Raw genomic sequence first — 14,559 nt, forward strand, 5'->3', positions numbered from 1 at the left:
GGTGCGGAATGAAAAACATGTGTCATGGAATTCATTTCATCATCTAGACTTTTGTCAGTATATCAAAACCCGTTTCCGTAATCGCAATCGTATGTTCAAAATGAGCACACTTTTTCCCATCTACCGTTACAACCGTCCAGTTATCAGCCAATGTTTTCACATATCGGCTGCCAGCGTTAACCATCGGTTCTATAGCGAGAACCATACCAGGCTTCAGCCTAGGTCCTTTGTTTGGCGGACCGTAATGAGGAATTTGCGGATCCTCATGCAAGTCTTGACCAACACCATGTCCGACATACTCCCTAACAACTGAAAACTGCTCATTTTCGACATACGTTTGTATTGCGTGGGAAATATTCGACAAACGTTCACCTGGTTTTGCTTCCTTCAAGCCTTTATATAAAGACTCCTCTGTCACTTCCAGCAGTCGTTTATCATCATCACTGATGTTTCCTACCGGATATGTCCAAGCAGAGTCACCATGATAACCATTTAATTTAGCACCGATATCAATGCTGATAATGTCACCGTCACGCAAAACCCTTTTACCGGGAATTCCGTGAACGAGTTCTTCATTAACTGATACACAGATGCTCCCGCGAAACCCATTATACCCCTTAAAAGATGGGATTGCACCCTGCTTCTCAATAAAACGTTCGGCAATTTGATCCAATTCTTTTGTCGAGATTCCTGGTTTAATGTGCTTTTTCATCTCTTCATGAGTCAAAGCCACGATTCGCCCTGCTTCCCGCATGATGCTAAGCTCACGAGGGGTCTTACAGATAATCATTTGCTCAATCCTCCAAGAAGCTCTTTCACATCTTTGTACACGTCGTTAATGTCCTGCTGGCCATTGACGTTGACAAGATACCCTTTCTCAGAATAAAAATCGAGTAAAGGCTGAGTCTGCTTCATGTTGACCTCAAGCCGTTTTGAGACGGTTTCCTCATTATCATCTGCCCGTTGATAAAGGTCTCCTCCGTCTTTATCACAAACACCCGGCGTTTTCGGCGGATTGAAAACCAAATGATAGGTTGTGCCGCAAACACTGCAAATTCTGCGTCCAGTCAAACGTTCCATTAAAGAGTCTTTGTCTACTTTAATGTTAATGACATAATCAATCGGCTTGCCGTATTCCTCAAGAATGTTTTCAAGAGCTTCAGCCTGAGCGACTGTTCGCGGAAATCCGTCCAGAAGAAAACCTCTTTCACAATCATCTTTGCCGAGTCTTTCTTTGACAATGCCGATTGTGACTTCGTCCGGTACGAGCTCGCCTTTATCAATATAAGACTTTGCTTCGAGTCCGAGTGGTGTTTCTTCTTTCATAGCAGCACGGAACATATCTCCCGTTGAGATATGAGGTATCCCATAATCCTCAACAATTCGTTCTCCCTGTGTGCCTTTACCGGCTCCAGGAAGTCCCATTAAGACTAAGTTCATTCGGATTTCCCCCGTCCTCTCTTATTAAGAGGAATGGTTAAAACCAGTCCTCTAATTTTTCATAAATCCTCGGTAATTACGTTTCACTAACTGGCTCTCCAGCTGCTTCATTGTCTCCAAGGCTACCCCGACGACAATTAACAATGATGTTCCGCCAATCTGTGCACTTTGAGGCAATCCAGCGAATTGAATGAAAAAGATAGGAAGAATGGAAATCACGGCTAAGAATATAGAACCCACAAACGTAAGTCGATACAAAATGCTCGTAATTCTATCTTGAGTCATTTTCCCTGGACGAACCCCCGGGATATAGCCACCCTGTTTTTTAAGGTTATCAGCCATTTGTTCAGGGTTTACCTGCACAAAAGCATAGAAGTACGTAAAGGCGATAATTAATGCGACATAAACCGTCATGCCCACCGGATGTGTATTGTCAAAGTTGGCTTGAATCCACTTTGTCACATCGTTTTCTCCAAAAAATGACGCGATAGTACGCGGCGTAATAAGGAACGCAACCGCAAAGATTACCGGAATAACCCCTGCCGGATTCACTTTAAGCGGAAGGTGAGTTGACTGGCCTCCGCCAACAGGTGAACGACCTTGCCCTTTTGCATATTGAATCGCGATTTTGCGTACGGCCTGCTGAATGAAAATAACACCAACAATAACGGCCAAAATCGCAATCACCAGTAAAGCGATTTTTACAATATGAATAAACAGCTGATCGCTGCTGCCGACAAATTGAGTCTCATAAATCTGCCCAACAGTTTTCGGAATACTAGCCACAATCCCCGCGAAGATGATGATCGAAATTCCGTTACCTACTCCATTGGAAGTAATTTGTTCTCCCAGCCACATTAAAAAAGCAGTTCCTCCAGTGAGTACTAAAGCAATAATCAGATATGTCGATATGCCGGATTTTTCAATCAGCATACCGTTTGCCAGGTTGTTAAACCCGTAAGACATACCTAATGCCTGGATAAAACCAAGCACAATCGTAAAATATCTCGTGAACTGAGCTAATTTACGGCGGCCGACTTCACCTTGCTTAGACCACTCGGTAAACTTCGGCACAACATCCATCTGAAGCAGCTGAATGATGATGGAAGCAGTGATGTAAGGCGTAATTCCCATCGCAAAAATGGAGAACTGATAAAGCGCACCGCCGCCAAATGTGTTAAGGAGATCAAAAACCCCCATCGAACTTTGTGTCTGCAACGCCTGAGCATTTACATATGGCACAGGGATAAACGCACCTATGCGAAAGACGATAAGCATGAGTAATGTAAAAATGATTTTATTCCGAATATCACTCACACGCATAAAGTTGGAGATTGTCTTAAACAAGTTAGATCACCTCAGCTGTACCGCCAGCAGCTTCAACAGCTTCTTTCGCAGAAGCAGAGAATTTATTGGCTTTTACAGTTAATTTTTTCTCTAATTTACCGTTGCCAAGAATCTTTACTCCTGCATTAAGTTTGCTAATAACACCAGTCTCAAGAAGAAGTTCAGGAGTGACTTCCGTTCCTTCCGCAAAACCGTTCAATTTGTCTACGTTCACAATAGCGTATTCCTTACGGTTGATGTTTGTAAAACCGCGCTTAGGAAGACGTTGGAATAAAGGCATTTGTCCCCCCTCGAATCCAGGGCGTACACCGCCGCCAGAACGAGCGTTTTGACCTTTGTGACCTTTACCAGCTGTTTTACCGTTACCAGAACCAATACCACGACCTACGCGATTGCGTACTTTACGTGAACCTTCTGAAGGCTTTAATTCATGAAGTTTCATTAGGACACCTCCTTAGCCTATAATTTATTTTTATTGTTCTTTAACAGAAACTAGATGAGATACTTTATTAATCATACCGCGGATCGCAGCGTTATCTTCATGAACGACAGTTTGGTTTGTTTTCTTTAAACCAAGTGTTCTTACAGTAACGCGCTGATCTTCCGGGCGACCGATTACACTGCGTTTGAGGGTAATTTCTAATTTAGCCATTAATGTTCCCTCCTTATCCTAACAGTTCTTCTACAGATTTTCCACGAAGCTTCGCAACGTCTTCGGCACGTTTAAGCTCACTTAAACCTTGAAGTGTTGCACGGATCATGTTGATCGGTGTGTTAGAACCTAAAGACTTAGAAAGGATATCAGCAACGCCAGCAAGCTCAAGTACCGCACGTACAGGGCCTCCAGCGATAACTCCAGTACCTTCAGAAGCAGGTTTCAACAAGATATTGCCTGCACCGAAACGTCCGATGATTTCGTGTGGAATCGTAGTTCCAACCATTGGTACTTCAATCAAATTCTTTTTCGCATCTTCAACAGCTTTGCGGATTGCTTCAGGTACTTCTTGTGCTTTACCAGTACCGAAACCTACGTGACCGTTTTTGTCACCGACAACGACTAGAGCTGCGAAACGGAAACGACGACCACCTTTAACAACTTTCGCTACGCGGTTAACCGTAACTAAGCGTTCTTCTAACTCTAATTTGCTTGGGTCAATACGACGCATAATCATGTGTCCCTCCTTTTTTTATTAAAATTTCAGTCCGGCTTCACGAGCTGCATCGGCCAGAGCTTTTACACGTCCATGGTATAAGTATCCGCCGCGGTCAAATACTACGTCAGAAACACCTTTCTCAGAAGCGCGTTTCGCAACGAGTTCACCGACTTTAGCAGCAGCAGCGCTGTCACCAGTGCTTTCCACGTTCAAATCTTTATCGAGAGTAGAGGCACTAGCAAGTGTAACACCATTTACATCATCGATGATTTGAGCATAAATGTGTTTGTTTGAACGGAACACATTCAGACGAGGTCTTTCAGCTGTGCCTGAAAGTTTAGCACGAACACGGGCATGTCTTTTTTGACGAGCAGCATTTTTGCTAGTTTTCGTAATCATCCTTAGGTCACTCCTTTCTTCACTTTAAGCGGTCTTACTTAGCAGATTTACCTTCTTTACGGCGAACAACTTCACCTTCGTAGCGGATTCCTTTACCTTTGTAAGGCTCTGGAGAACGTACAGCGCGGATGTTAGCAGCGATAGCTCCTACACGCTCTTTGTCTGTACCTTTTACAACTACTTTAGTTTGAGAAGGAACTTCGATTTCGATGCCCTCTTCAGGAACGATCTCAACAGGGTGAGAGTATCCAACGTTTAAAACAAGTTTGTTTCCGGATTTAGCCGCACGATAACCGACACCGACTAATTCCAAACCTCTTTCAAATCCTTTAGATACGCCTTCAACCATGTTTCCAAGCAGACTGCGAGTCGTACCATGCAGCGCACGGTGCTCTTTGTGATCAGAAGGACGAGTAACTGTAAGCACGTTGTCCTCAATTTTGATTTCCATATCAGGATGGAAAGTACGAGTTAATTCTCCTTTTGGTCCTTTTACAGCTACAGTGTTGCCTTCGTTCAGCGTTACTGTAACTCCAGAAGGGATCTCAAGCAGTTTTTTACCTACACGAGACATACTAAAACACCTCCATTCTTGTTAAACTTCTTACCAAACGTATGCTAGAACTTCTCCACCAGCTTGTTTTGCACGGGCTTCTTTGTCCGTTAAAACACCTTGTGATGTAGAAATAATCGCGATTCCAAGACCGTTAAGTACGCGAGGTACTTCATTTGATTTAGCGTATACACGCAAACCTGGTTTGCTGATTCTTTTAAGACCAGTGATAACGCGCTCGTTGTTTTGTCCGTATTTCAAGAAAACGCGGATGATACCTTGTTTGCTGTCTTCTACGAACTCAACGTCACGAATGAAACCTTCACGCTTTAAAATGTCAGCAATTTCTCTTTTCAATTTAGAAGCAGGAATTTCAAGCTTCTCATGACGTACCATGTTTGCATTGCGAATACGAGTCAGCATATCTGCAATTGGATCTGTCATAACCATTATATAATTACCTCCTTCCCATTCTTGGGGATTACCAGCTGGCTTTTTTCACGCCAGGAATTTGTCCTTTATATGCAAGCTCACGGAAACAAATACGGCAAAGTTTAAATTTACGAATGACTGAGTGCGGACGTCCGCAGCGTTCACAGCGAGTGTACTCTTGCACTTTAAACTTTGGTGTACGTTGTTGTTTCGCAATCATTGACTTTTTAGCCACGATTTCGCCTCCCTTTCATTGATTATTTCTGGAACGGCATACCTACTTGAGTTAATAGCTCACGAGCCTCTTCGTCAGAGTTAGCAGTCGTTACGATAACGATGTCCATTCCGCGAACCTTTGTTACTTTATCGTAGTCAATTTCAGGGAAGATTAACTGTTCTTTGATACCAAGAGTGTAGTTTCCGCGACCGTCGAAAGATTTCTTAGAAATCCCGCGGAAGTCACGTACACGCGGTAAAGATACAGAAATAAGTTTATCAAGGAAATCATACATGCGCTCTCCGCGAAGAGTTACTTTCGCACCGATAGGCATTCCCTCACGAAGACGGAATCCAGCAATTGATTTCTTCGCACGAGTAACGACAGGTTTTTGACCTGCGATAAACGTTAATTCTTCAACAGCACTGTCGATTGCTTTTGCGTTTTGAACAGCATCACCGACACCCATGTTGATTACGATTTTTTCGATTTTTGGCACCTGCATAACAGAGTCGTAGTTGAACTTCGTCATTAAAGCAGGTGAAATTTCTTTATTGTACTTTTCTTTAAGGCGGTTCATGAGATAGACCTCCCTTCCTTTAAATACTATTTATCTAAGACTTGCCCAGATTTTTTTGCAACACGAACTTTTTTGCCATCTTCCACTTTGTATCCTACGCGAGTCACTTCACCTGTTTTAGGATCGAGCGGCATAACGTTTGATACATGAATTGGCGCCTCTTGATTAGAAATACCGCCTTGAGGGTTTGCTTGAGTTGGTTTAGAGTGCTTCTTCACCATGTTTACGCCCTCAACTAGAACGCGGTCCTTTTTAGGGAAAGCAGCAAGGATCGTACCTTGTTTGCCTTTATCTTTACCAGAGATAACCATTACTTTATCGCCTTTTTTCACATGCATCCTGATCGCACCTCCTTGAGTAAGGCATTTATTTCATTAGATAACTTCTGGAGCCAGAGAAACAATTTTCATGAAGTTGTTTTCACGTAATTCACGGGCAACCGGTCCGAAGATACGAGTTCCACGCGGGCTCTTGTCGTCACGGATGATAACACATGCATTCTCATCGAAGCTGATGTATGATCCGTCAGTTCTGCGTGCTCCGCTTTTTGTGCGAACGATAACAGCTCTTACGACTTCACCTTTTTTGACAACGCCTCCTGGTGTTGCTTGTTTAACCGTGCAAACAATTACATCACCAATGTTAGCCGTTTTACGTCCAGAACCGCCAAGAACTTTAATAGTAAGTACCTCACGCGCACCGGAGTTGTCAGCAACTTTTAAACGAGTCTCTTGTTGAATCATTATTTGTTACCTCCCTTCGGAAAAAGAATTCCGAACTTTATTAGATAATAACAGCTTCTTCGACAACTTCTACTAGACGAAAACGCTTAGTTGCAGATAATGGACGAGTTTCCATGATCTTTACGATGTCTCCGATTTTAGCTTGGTTATTTTCATCATGTGCTTTGAATTTCTTTGAGTATTTTACGCGTTTACCGTAAATAGGATCCTTTTTGTATGTTTCAACAACAACAGTGATGGTTTTATCCATTTTGTCAGAAACAACACGGCCTTGGTAAACTTTGCGTTGGTTACGTTCGCTCATGCTCACGACCTCCCCTCAGTGATTATTTGTTGGCAGCAATTTCTCTTTCACGAATCACAGTTTTCATGCGCGCGATAGCTTTGCGCACTTCACGAATGCGAGCAGTATTTTCAAGTTGTCCTGTCGCTAATTGAAAGCGAAGATTGAAAAGTTCTTCTTTAAGAGACTTTACTTTTTGTTCAATTTCAGCAGTGGTAAGGTCACGAATTTCATTAGCTTTCATTTGATTCACCACCAATTTCTTCACGTTTTACGAACTTCGTTTTAATTGGCAATTTGTGAGATGCAAGGCGAAGAGCTTCACGAGCTACCTCTTCAGACACACCAGAAATTTCAAATAAAACTTTGCCCGGTTTTACAACAGCTACCCAGCCTTCAGGAGCCCCTTTACCGGAACCCATCCGTACCTCAAGCGGTTTAGCAGTGTAAGGTTTTGAAGGGAAAATTTTAATCCAAACTTTACCGCCACGTTTCATGTAACGAGTCATCGCAATACGTGCAGCTTCGATTTGGCGGTTCGTGATCCAAGAAGCTTCAAGAGCCTGGATACCGTACTCACCAAAATGTACTTCAGTACCGCCTTTAGCGCGACCGCGCATTTTTCCGCGATGCTCTCTGCGATATTTAACGCGTTTTGGTAATAACATATTATTTTCCTCCTTCCTCAGTTTTCTTCTTAGTAGGAAGAACCTCTCCACGATAGATCCAGACTTTTACACCAAGCTTACCGTAAGTTGTGTCAGCTTCAGATGTTGCATAGTCGATGTCAGCACGTAAAGTGTGCAATGGAACAGTTCCTTCACTGTAGTATTCAGAACGAGCGATATCAGCTCCGCCAAGACGGCCGGAAACCATTGTTTTCACACCTTGTGCTCCAGCACGCATAGTGCGTTGGATTTGTTGTTTCTGCGCACGGCGGAAAGAAATACGGTTTTCTAGTTGACGAGCGATGTTGTCAGCTACAAGCTGAGCATCAAGATCTGCTCTTTTGATTTCAAGAATGTTAATGTGTACACGCTTGCCAGTAAGGCTGTTAAGGGCTTTACGAAGTGCTTCAACTTCAGATCCGCCTTTACCGATTACCATACCAGGCTTAGCAGTGTGGATCGTAATGTTAACGCGGTTTGCTGCACGCTCGATTTCTACTTTAGAAACAGAAGCGTCAGAAAGGCGTTTGCTAATGAATTCACGAATTTTTAAATCTTCGTGCAGGAAGTCAGCGTAATCTTTACCAGCGTACCACTTAGATTCCCAATCACGAATGACTCCGATACGAAGACCGACTGGATTTACCTTTTGACCCACTACTTATCCCTCCTTCTTTTCTGATACAACGATTGTAATGTGGCTCGTACGTTTGTTGATTTGGCTCGCACGTCCCATAGCACGCGGGCGGAATCTTTTTAACGTTGGGCCTTCGTCAACAAATGCCTGAGAAATAACCAGATTGTTAGCGTCCATCTCGTAGTTGTGCTCAGCATTTGCGATAGCAGATTTTAAAACTTTTTCGATGATCGGAGAAGCAGCTCTCGGAGTTAGGTTCAAGATAGATACTGCTTCGCCTACTTGCTTACCTCGAATCAGGTCCATTACTAGACGTGCTTTACGAGGAGCAATACGGACTGTTCTTGCAACAGCTTTAGCTTGCATTTAAAAGCCTCCTCTCTTAGCGTCTTGTTTTTTTATCGTCACTGGCGTGGCCTTTGTAAGTACGAGTCGGTGCGAATTCGCCCAACTTGTGGCCTACCATGTCTTCAGAAATGAATACAGGCACGTGTTTACGTCCGTCATATACTGCGATAGTGTGACCGATAAATTGTGGGAAAATAGTTGAACGGCGAGACCAAGTTTTTACAACTTGTTTCTTGTCCGTTTCATTTAATTTCTCGATTTTTGTCATCAAGTGTCCATCGACAAATGGTCCTTTTTTCAAGCTGCGAGCCATTTTGGAACCTCCCTTCGTGATTGCACTACGGTCCGAAATGAACCGTAGACAACCCCGTTATTTATTTTTACGACGACGTACGATAAATTTATCAGATTTGTTCTTTTTCTTACGTGTCTTGAATCCAAGAGTCGGTTTGCCCCAAGGAGACATTGGTGATTTACGTCCGATTGGCGCGCGACCTTCACCACCACCGTGCGGGTGATCGTTAGGGTTCATTACAGAACCGCGGACTGTAGGGCGGATGCCTTTCCAGCGAGAGCGTCCTGCTTTACCAACGTTGATAAGTTCGTGCTGCTCGTTACCTACTTGACCGATAGAAGCGCGGCAAGCAGAAAGGATCATGCGAACTTCACCAGAGTTAAGACGTACAAGAACGTATTTGCCTTCTTTACCAAGAACCTGAGCAGATGTACCAGCTGAACGTACAAGCTGTCCGCCTTTACCAGGTTTTAATTCAATGTTATGCACAACTGTACCAACAGGGATGTTGATAAGCGGAAGTGCGTTACCTACTTTGATGTCAGCTTCAGGGCCGGACATGATTTCAGTACCTACTTGAATTCCTTTTGGTGCAAGAATGTAACGTTTTTCTCCGTCTACATAGTTGATTAGTGCAATGTTAGCTGAACGGTTTGGATCGTACTCAACTGTAGCAACGCGTCCAGGTATACCATCTTTATCGCGTTTGAAGTCGATAACACGGTATTGGCGTTTGTGTCCGCCACCTTGGTGACGTACAGTCAATTTACCTTGGTTGTTACGTCCGCCTTTTTTGTGAAGGGGCGCAAGCAAGGATTTTTCCGGCTGGTCAGTCGTGATTTCAGCAAAATCTGAAGTTGTCATGCCACGACGTCCGTTAGAGGTCGGTTTATACTTTTTAATCGCCATTTTGAATTTCCCTCCTTCTTTTTACAGATAATTAAGCTTCAAAAATTTCGATTTCTTTGCTGTCTGCAGTAAGTTTTACGATCGCTTTTCTGCGACGGCTAGTCATACCAGTATAGCGGCCGACACGTTTTGATTTCCCTTTGTAGTTCATGATGTTGACTTTGTCAACTTTCACTCCAAAGATACTTTCAACTGCATCTTTCACTTCTGTTTTATTAGCTCTTACATCAACTTCAAAAGTATATTTCTTTTCAGTCATTAAATCAGCAGAACGTTCAGTAATGACGGGGCGCTTAAGAACATCACGAGGATCTTTCATTATGCAAGCACCTCCTCTACTTTTTCAACCGCAGCTTTTGTAATCAGAAGCTTCTCGTGGTTGACAACGTCTAACACGTTGATTCCGTTAGCTTGAACAACTGTAACTCCAGGGATGTTGCGTGCAGAAAGAGATACTGCTTCGTTTGCATCCGCAGTTACGATTAAAGCTTTTTTCTCAACAGATAATCCTTTAAGGACAGCTGCCATTTCTTTTGTTTTAACCGTATCAAGAGTAAGATCTTCAAGAACAATAATGTTGTTGTCGTTCACTTTAGAAGACAATACTGATTTGATTGCCAAGCGGCGAACTTTTTTAGGTAATTTGTAAGAATAGCTGCGTGGTGTTGGGCCGAATACGACACCACCTCCGCGCCATTGCGGTGAACGGATTGAACCTTGACGGGCACGACCTGTACCTTTTTGACGCCATGGTTTGCGACCTCCGCCGCGTACTTCAGAACGATTTTTTACTTTGTGAGATCCTTGACGTAAGGAAGCTCTTTGCATAAGAATAGCGTCGAATACTACGCTCTCATTTGGCTCAATTCCAAATACAGAAGCGTTTAATTCGATATCACCAGCAGTAGAACCGTTTTGGTTGTATAATGCTACTTTTGGCATGATCAATTTCCTCCTTTCCTAAGAGACTTATTTAGATTTAACAGCACTTTTAACAGTGATTAAAGCTTTTCTCGCACCAGGTACGTTACCTTTAATCAAAAGAAGATTGCGCTCAGCATCTACTTTTACGACTTCAAGGTTTTGGACAGTGATTTGATCTCCGCCCATGCGTCCAGGTAATAGTTTACCTTTGAATACACGGTTAGGATCTACAGGTCCCATTGAACCAGGACGACGGTGGTAGCGTGAACCGTGAGACATAGGTCCGCGAGATTGTCCGTGGCGCTTGATTGCACCTTGGAAACCTTTACCTTTAGATACTCCTGTTACATCTACGATTTCTCCTGCAGAGAAAATTTCAACCTTGACTTCCTGACCAATTTCATACGCATCCATATCCACGCCGCGTAATTCTTTAACGAAGCGCTTAGGAGCAGTTTCCGCTTTTGCAACGTGTCCTTTTTCCGGTTTGTTTGAAAGCTTTTCGCGCTTATCGTCAAAACCAAGCTGGATCGCTTCATAGCCATCATTTTCAGCTGTTTTCTTTTGAAGAACAACGTTTGGAGCTGCTTCAATAACAGTTACCGGGATAAGATCACCGTTCTCTGCGAATACTTGCGTCATACCAATTTTTCTTCCTAAGATTCCTTTGGTCATTCGTCACACCTCCTATTAAGATCATTCTATATTTTAGAATTAAAGTTTGATTTCGATATCGACACCAGATGGTAAGTCTAATCGCATGAGAGCATCAACAGTTTGTGGTGTTGGGTTCACAATGTCGATTAAACGTTTATGTGTACGCATTTCAAATTGCTCACGAGAATCTTTGTATTTGTGCACCGCACGAAGGATTGTGTAAACTGATTTTTCAGTTGGCAACGGAATCGGACCAGATACGCTGGCACCAGAACGTTTTGCCGTTTCAACAATCTTCTCTGCAGATTGATCAAGGATTCTATGATCATATGCTTTTAAACGAATACGAATTTTTTGTTTTGCCATTATTTTCCCTCCTTTTCGCCTACATCACGTTAGACAGTTCTCCGTGAGAAAAACCTGATCACCTTGCCATGGCAAAGCGGCCGGGTGTGTCAGCAACCTCTCACTTCATCGCAGTCAAAGACCAACATACACTATTATACAGAAAATAGACGCATGTTGCAAGGTTTATTTAAAGAACCTTGTGGTTTTCACACTTTGATTATTATACAGGTGATACCATGATTAATCAAGGATATGACTGTTTTCTTTCAGAGATGGAACGATGCGAACCGGCTGACAACTTCGGCAAAGCGATCCGGTTCCTCCAAGTGAGGCGAATGGGCTGAGTTCTCAAACCAATGCCATTCTTTATACGGCGTATCAACCTTCTGATAATATTCATAAGACGTCGTCCCCGGAACCGTCAAATCATATCTCCCTGACATAAAACAGCACGGTATTACAATAGAAGAAACTGATTCCCCTGCATCAAAGGAAATGAGATCCTCCCATAGGTGTTTCAGGCTGAACATTTGTCCCCGCGCGGCTAAGAAGCTCCCCCTCACACCGTACGGTTCACCAAACAGCATTCGCCCCCCTGCTTTAAGAGCGCCGATCGGATGATGGGTAAAGCCTCCTCCCCTCATCTCGATACAAAGCAGAAACAACGTTCGCTGCAGCTGTTTCTCCCATGGAGGTGCTCCGATAAAGCTCAGCGTCTTTTCCAACAGGAAATGTTTGCGTTGCCTGCTCCATTTCATCATCATCCGGTAGGCTTCCGTTTCTTCCTTTTGAATATTAACCACCTGACTGATACCGATATACCCATAATACAAATCAGGTCTCTCTTGAAGAACTTGAAGCGCCAGAACTGAACCCCACGAATAGCCGGCGATATATATTTTTTGCCTGCTGAATTGCTTGCATAAGCGTTCGGTCAGATGAATGGTGTCAGCTGTCAGCTGATCCAAAGTCATAGATGAACCCGGAATTTCCTTTGAATAAGAAAGACCCGCCCCTCTCTGATCCCAGTTCACAACGGTGAAATGCTTTTCCAGCTTATTCTGGTATTTTCTCGCATAGCCGATTTGAGGCGTGCCGGGACCGCCGTGCAAAAACAAAAGCAGCGGATTACTCCTGTCATCACCATTAATCATAATGGTTTGTTCACTGCCATTAATCAGCAATTGCTGAAGCATTGAAATACGATTGGTTTTCTTGAAGTTATCGTCCATCGGTCTTCTCCTAAAATTTGTATACGTTCTATTATACATGGAATCAGCAGGGAAACAAAAAAACGAGGCCCCATAAGGGACCCCGTATTAATGAACGAGTCGATTACTCAGTGATTGTAGAAACAACGCCTGAACCAACTGTACGTCCGCCTTCACGAATAGAGAAACGAGTTCCTTCTTCGATAGCGATTGTAGAGATAAGTTCAACGATCATTTCAGTGTTATCTCCAGGCATAACCATTTCTACGCCTTCTGGAAGATTGATGATACCAGTTACGTCAGTTGTACGGAAGTAGAACTGAGGACGGTAGTTAGAGAAGAATGGAGTATGACGTCCACCCTCTTCTTTAGAAAGAACGTAAACTTCAGCTTTGAATTTGCTGTGTGGAGTGATTGTACCTGGTTTAGCAAGTACTTGTCCACGTTGGATGTCTTCACGAGCTACACCGCGAAGAAGTGCACCGATGTTGTCTCCAGCTTCAGCGTAGTCAAGAAGCTTACGGAACATTTCAACACCTGTAACAGTTGTTTTGCTGTTTTCTTCTTGAAGACCGATGATTTCAACTTCGTCACCGACTTTAACTTGTCCGCGTTCTACACGGCCAGTAGCAACTGTACCACGACCAGTGATTGAGAATACGTCCTCAACTGGCATCATGAATGGTTTTTCAGTGTCGCGTTCTGGAGTTGGGATGTACTCATCAACTGCAGCCATAAGTTCAAGAATTTTTTCTTCGTACTCAGCATCGCCTTCAAGAGCTTTAAGAGCAGAACCTTTAACAACTGGTACATCATCACCAGGGAAGTCGTATTCGCTAAGAAGATCGCGAACTTCCATTTCAACAAGCTCAAGAAGCTCTTCGTCGTCTACCATGTCGCATTTGTTAAGGAATACTACGATGTATGGTACACCAACGTTTTTAGAAAGAAGGATGTGCTCACGAGTTTGCGGCATTGGGCCATCAGCAGCAGATACTACAAGGATAGCTCCGTCCATTTGCGCAGCACCAGTGATCATGTTTTTAACATAGTCAGCGTGTCCTGGGCAGTCAACGTGTGCATAGTGACGAGTGTCAGTTTCGTACTCAACGTGTGCAGTAGAGATTGTGATACCGCGCTCACGTTCTTCTGGAGCACCATCAATTTGATCGTACGCCATAGCTGTACCTTTACCAGATTTCTTATGAAGTACTGTTGAGATAGCAGCAGTTAATGTTGTTTTACCATGGTCAACGTGTCCAATTGTACCGATATTGGCATGTGATTTGGAACGGTCGAATTTTTCTTTAGCCATTCTAAAATCCTCCTTAAGAGCTTTTAATTAGTAATGTATAGAGTGATAGAAAGTGAAAGCAAGCTCTCACTTCCTCATCTTACAATAGTAGTTATACTT

26 protein-coding genes are annotated in these 14,559 nt (G+C 43.3%); all 26 read right to left on the reverse strand.

Annotation, left to right across the window (positions count from 1 at the left end; genetic code table 11):
• Nucleotides 1-43 precede the first annotated feature (43 nt).
• Nucleotides 44-790, reverse strand: coding sequence for a type I methionyl aminopeptidase (map, locus tag G9F48_RS18430; protein ID WP_003156505.1), 747 nt, complete (start codon nt 788-790; stop codon nt 44-46).
• The gene (locus G9F48_RS18435) at nt 787-1,440 is read right to left on the reverse strand and encodes an adenylate kinase (protein ID WP_007410407.1); all 654 of its coding nucleotides are present in this window, start codon (nt 1,438-1,440) and stop codon (nt 787-789) included. Before G9F48_RS18435 ends, map begins: the two co-directional genes overlap by 4 nt.
• A gap of 51 nt (nt 1,441-1,491) precedes the next feature.
• On the reverse strand, nt 1,492-2,787 hold the full coding sequence (gene secY, locus G9F48_RS18440; protein WP_003156501.1) for a preprotein translocase subunit SecY: 1,296 nt from the start codon (nt 2,785-2,787) through the stop codon (nt 1,492-1,494).
• Between the two features lies 1 nt (nt 2,788).
• Nucleotides 2,789-3,229 carry a 50S ribosomal protein L15 gene (rplO, locus tag G9F48_RS18445; RefSeq protein WP_003156499.1) on the reverse strand — a complete coding sequence of 147 codons (441 nt, stop codon included), beginning with the start codon at nt 3,227-3,229 and terminating at the stop codon, nt 2,789-2,791.
• Nucleotides 3,230-3,259: 30 nt separating this feature from the next.
• Nucleotides 3,260-3,439 (reverse strand): 50S ribosomal protein L30, encoded by a 180-nt coding sequence (gene rpmD, locus G9F48_RS18450; RefSeq protein WP_003156497.1) that lies wholly within the window; start codon nt 3,437-3,439, stop codon nt 3,260-3,262.
• Between the two features lie 13 nt (nt 3,440-3,452).
• On the reverse strand, nt 3,453-3,953 hold the full coding sequence (gene rpsE, locus G9F48_RS18455) for a 30S ribosomal protein S5 (RefSeq protein ID WP_003328273.1): 501 nt from the start codon (nt 3,951-3,953) through the stop codon (nt 3,453-3,455).
• A gap of 24 nt (nt 3,954-3,977) precedes the next feature.
• Nucleotides 3,978-4,340 (reverse strand): 50S ribosomal protein L18, encoded by a 363-nt coding sequence (rplR, locus tag G9F48_RS18460; protein ID WP_003156492.1) that lies wholly within the window; start codon nt 4,338-4,340, stop codon nt 3,978-3,980.
• A 34-nt stretch (nt 4,341-4,374) separates the two neighbouring features.
• Entirely contained in the window at nt 4,375-4,914 is a 540-nt protein-coding gene (rplF, locus tag G9F48_RS18465; RefSeq protein WP_003156490.1) for a 50S ribosomal protein L6, read from the reverse strand.
• A 30-nt stretch (nt 4,915-4,944) separates the two neighbouring features.
• A complete protein-coding gene (gene rpsH, locus G9F48_RS18470; RefSeq protein WP_003156489.1) occupies nt 4,945-5,343 on the reverse strand; it encodes a 30S ribosomal protein S8 in 399 nt (132 codons plus the stop codon).
• A 31-nt stretch (nt 5,344-5,374) separates the two neighbouring features.
• A complete protein-coding gene (gene rpsN / locus G9F48_RS18475) occupies nt 5,375-5,560 on the reverse strand; it encodes a 30S ribosomal protein S14 (protein WP_003156488.1) in 186 nt (61 codons plus the stop codon).
• A 22-nt stretch (nt 5,561-5,582) separates the two neighbouring features.
• Nucleotides 5,583-6,122, reverse strand: a complete 540-nt coding sequence (rplE, locus tag G9F48_RS18480; RefSeq protein WP_003156487.1) for a 50S ribosomal protein L5 — start codon at nt 6,120-6,122, stop codon at nt 5,583-5,585.
• A 26-nt stretch (nt 6,123-6,148) separates the two neighbouring features.
• Nucleotides 6,149-6,460, reverse strand: a complete 312-nt coding sequence (rplX, locus tag G9F48_RS18485) for a 50S ribosomal protein L24 (RefSeq protein ID WP_003156486.1) — start codon at nt 6,458-6,460, stop codon at nt 6,149-6,151.
• A gap of 36 nt (nt 6,461-6,496) precedes the next feature.
• Nucleotides 6,497-6,865, reverse strand: a complete 369-nt coding sequence (gene rplN / locus G9F48_RS18490; RefSeq protein ID WP_007410404.1) for a 50S ribosomal protein L14 — start codon at nt 6,863-6,865, stop codon at nt 6,497-6,499.
• A 40-nt stretch (nt 6,866-6,905) separates the two neighbouring features.
• Complete coding sequence (gene rpsQ, locus G9F48_RS18495) at nt 6,906-7,169, reverse strand: 30S ribosomal protein S17 (RefSeq protein ID WP_003156484.1); 264 nt, start codon at nt 7,167-7,169, stop codon at nt 6,906-6,908.
• Between the two features lie 22 nt (nt 7,170-7,191).
• Nucleotides 7,192-7,392, reverse strand: coding sequence for a 50S ribosomal protein L29 (gene rpmC, locus G9F48_RS18500; RefSeq protein ID WP_003156482.1), 201 nt, complete (start codon nt 7,390-7,392; stop codon nt 7,192-7,194).
• Entirely contained in the window at nt 7,382-7,816 is a 435-nt protein-coding gene (gene rplP / locus G9F48_RS18505) for a 50S ribosomal protein L16 (protein ID WP_003156478.1), read from the reverse strand. Before rplP ends, rpmC begins: the two co-directional genes overlap by 11 nt.
• Nucleotide 7,817: 1 nt before the next feature.
• Nucleotides 7,818-8,474 (reverse strand): 30S ribosomal protein S3, encoded by a 657-nt coding sequence (rpsC, locus tag G9F48_RS18510; RefSeq protein ID WP_003156476.1) that lies wholly within the window; start codon nt 8,472-8,474, stop codon nt 7,818-7,820.
• Nucleotides 8,475-8,477: 3 nt separating this feature from the next.
• The gene (gene rplV / locus G9F48_RS18515; RefSeq protein ID WP_003156475.1) at nt 8,478-8,819 is read right to left on the reverse strand and encodes a 50S ribosomal protein L22; all 342 of its coding nucleotides are present in this window, start codon (nt 8,817-8,819) and stop codon (nt 8,478-8,480) included.
• A 16-nt stretch (nt 8,820-8,835) separates the two neighbouring features.
• The gene (gene rpsS / locus G9F48_RS18520) at nt 8,836-9,114 is read right to left on the reverse strand and encodes a 30S ribosomal protein S19 (RefSeq protein ID WP_003156472.1); all 279 of its coding nucleotides are present in this window, start codon (nt 9,112-9,114) and stop codon (nt 8,836-8,838) included.
• Nucleotides 9,115-9,171: 57 nt separating this feature from the next.
• Complete coding sequence (rplB, locus tag G9F48_RS18525; protein WP_003156470.1) at nt 9,172-10,005, reverse strand: 50S ribosomal protein L2; 834 nt, start codon at nt 10,003-10,005, stop codon at nt 9,172-9,174.
• Nucleotides 10,006-10,036: 31 nt separating this feature from the next.
• Nucleotides 10,037-10,324, reverse strand: coding sequence for a 50S ribosomal protein L23 (gene rplW / locus G9F48_RS18530; RefSeq protein WP_003156467.1), 288 nt, complete (start codon nt 10,322-10,324; stop codon nt 10,037-10,039).
• Nucleotides 10,324-10,947, reverse strand: coding sequence for a 50S ribosomal protein L4 (rplD, locus tag G9F48_RS18535; RefSeq protein WP_003156466.1), 624 nt, complete (start codon nt 10,945-10,947; stop codon nt 10,324-10,326). Before rplD ends, rplW begins: the two co-directional genes overlap by 1 nt.
• A gap of 27 nt (nt 10,948-10,974) precedes the next feature.
• Complete coding sequence (gene rplC, locus G9F48_RS18540; protein ID WP_003156465.1) at nt 10,975-11,604, reverse strand: 50S ribosomal protein L3; 630 nt, start codon at nt 11,602-11,604, stop codon at nt 10,975-10,977.
• 39 nt (nt 11,605-11,643) lie between these two features.
• Nucleotides 11,644-11,952, reverse strand: coding sequence for a 30S ribosomal protein S10 (gene rpsJ, locus G9F48_RS18545; protein ID WP_003156464.1), 309 nt, complete (start codon nt 11,950-11,952; stop codon nt 11,644-11,646).
• 248 nt (nt 11,953-12,200) lie between these two features.
• Nucleotides 12,201-13,166: an alpha/beta fold hydrolase gene (locus tag G9F48_RS18550; RefSeq protein ID WP_165409942.1), complete on the reverse strand. Its 966-nt coding sequence runs from the start codon at nt 13,164-13,166 to the stop codon at nt 12,201-12,203.
• 103 nt (nt 13,167-13,269) lie between these two features.
• Entirely contained in the window at nt 13,270-14,460 is a 1,191-nt protein-coding gene (gene tuf / locus G9F48_RS18555; RefSeq protein ID WP_003156451.1) for an elongation factor Tu, read from the reverse strand.
• Between the last annotated feature and the right edge of the window lie 99 nt (nt 14,461-14,559).

This window comes from Bacillus sp. EKM420B, from assembly GCF_011065565.1.
In the GTDB taxonomy this organism is placed as follows: domain Bacteria; phylum Bacillota; class Bacilli; order Bacillales; family Bacillaceae; genus Bacillus; species Bacillus velezensis.

Coding starts and splice junctions, on each gene's coding strand:
- map (WP_003156505.1), bottom strand. CDS start 790: ATGATTATCTGTAAGACCCCTCGTGAGCTTAGCATCATGCGGGAAGCA.
- G9F48_RS18435 (WP_007410407.1), bottom strand. CDS start 1,440: ATGAACTTAGTCTTAATGGGACTTCCTGGAGCCGGTAAAGGCACACAG.
- rplO (WP_003156499.1), bottom strand. CDS start 3,229: ATGAAACTTCATGAATTAAAGCCTTCAGAAGGTTCACGTAAAGTACGC.
- rpmD (WP_003156497.1), bottom strand. CDS start 3,439: ATGGCTAAATTAGAAATTACCCTCAAACGCAGTGTAATCGGTCGCCCG.
- rpsE (WP_003328273.1), bottom strand. CDS start 3,953: ATGCGTCGTATTGACCCAAGCAAATTAGAGTTAGAAGAACGCTTAGTT.
- rplR (WP_003156492.1), bottom strand. CDS start 4,340: ATGATTACGAAAACTAGCAAAAATGCTGCTCGTCAAAAAAGACATGCC.
- rplF (WP_003156490.1), bottom strand. CDS start 4,914: ATGTCTCGTGTAGGTAAAAAACTGCTTGAGATCCCTTCTGGAGTTACA.
- rpsH (WP_003156489.1), bottom strand. CDS start 5,343: ATGGTTATGACAGATCCAATTGCAGATATGCTGACTCGTATTCGCAAT.
- rplE (WP_003156487.1), bottom strand. CDS start 6,122: ATGAACCGCCTTAAAGAAAAGTACAATAAAGAAATTTCACCTGCTTTA.
- rplX (WP_003156486.1), bottom strand. CDS start 6,460: ATGCATGTGAAAAAAGGCGATAAAGTAATGGTTATCTCTGGTAAAGAT.
- rplN (WP_007410404.1), bottom strand. CDS start 6,865: ATGATTCAACAAGAGACTCGTTTAAAAGTTGCTGACAACTCCGGTGCG.
- rpsQ (WP_003156484.1), bottom strand. CDS start 7,169: ATGAGCGAACGTAACCAACGCAAAGTTTACCAAGGCCGTGTTGTTTCT.
- rpmC (WP_003156482.1), bottom strand. CDS start 7,392: ATGAAAGCTAATGAAATTCGTGACCTTACCACTGCTGAAATTGAACAA.
- rplP (WP_003156478.1), bottom strand. CDS start 7,816: ATGTTATTACCAAAACGCGTTAAATATCGCAGAGAGCATCGCGGAAAA.
- rplV (WP_003156475.1), bottom strand. CDS start 8,819: ATGCAAGCTAAAGCTGTTGCAAGAACAGTCCGTATTGCTCCTCGTAAA.
- rpsS (WP_003156472.1), bottom strand. CDS start 9,114: ATGGCTCGCAGCTTGAAAAAAGGACCATTTGTCGATGGACACTTGATG.
- rplB (WP_003156470.1), bottom strand. CDS start 10,005: ATGGCGATTAAAAAGTATAAACCGACCTCTAACGGACGTCGTGGCATG.
- rplW (WP_003156467.1), bottom strand. CDS start 10,324: ATGAAAGATCCTCGTGATGTTCTTAAGCGCCCCGTCATTACTGAACGT.
- rplD (WP_003156466.1), bottom strand. CDS start 10,947: ATGCCAAAAGTAGCATTATACAACCAAAACGGTTCTACTGCTGGTGAT.
- rplC (WP_003156465.1), bottom strand. CDS start 11,604: ATGACCAAAGGAATCTTAGGAAGAAAAATTGGTATGACGCAAGTATTC.
- rpsJ (WP_003156464.1), bottom strand. CDS start 11,952: ATGGCAAAACAAAAAATTCGTATTCGTTTAAAAGCATATGATCATAGA.
- G9F48_RS18550 (WP_165409942.1), bottom strand. CDS start 13,166: ATGGACGATAACTTCAAGAAAACCAATCGTATTTCAATGCTTCAGCAA.
- tuf (WP_003156451.1), bottom strand. CDS start 14,460: ATGGCTAAAGAAAAATTCGACCGTTCCAAATCACATGCCAATATCGGT.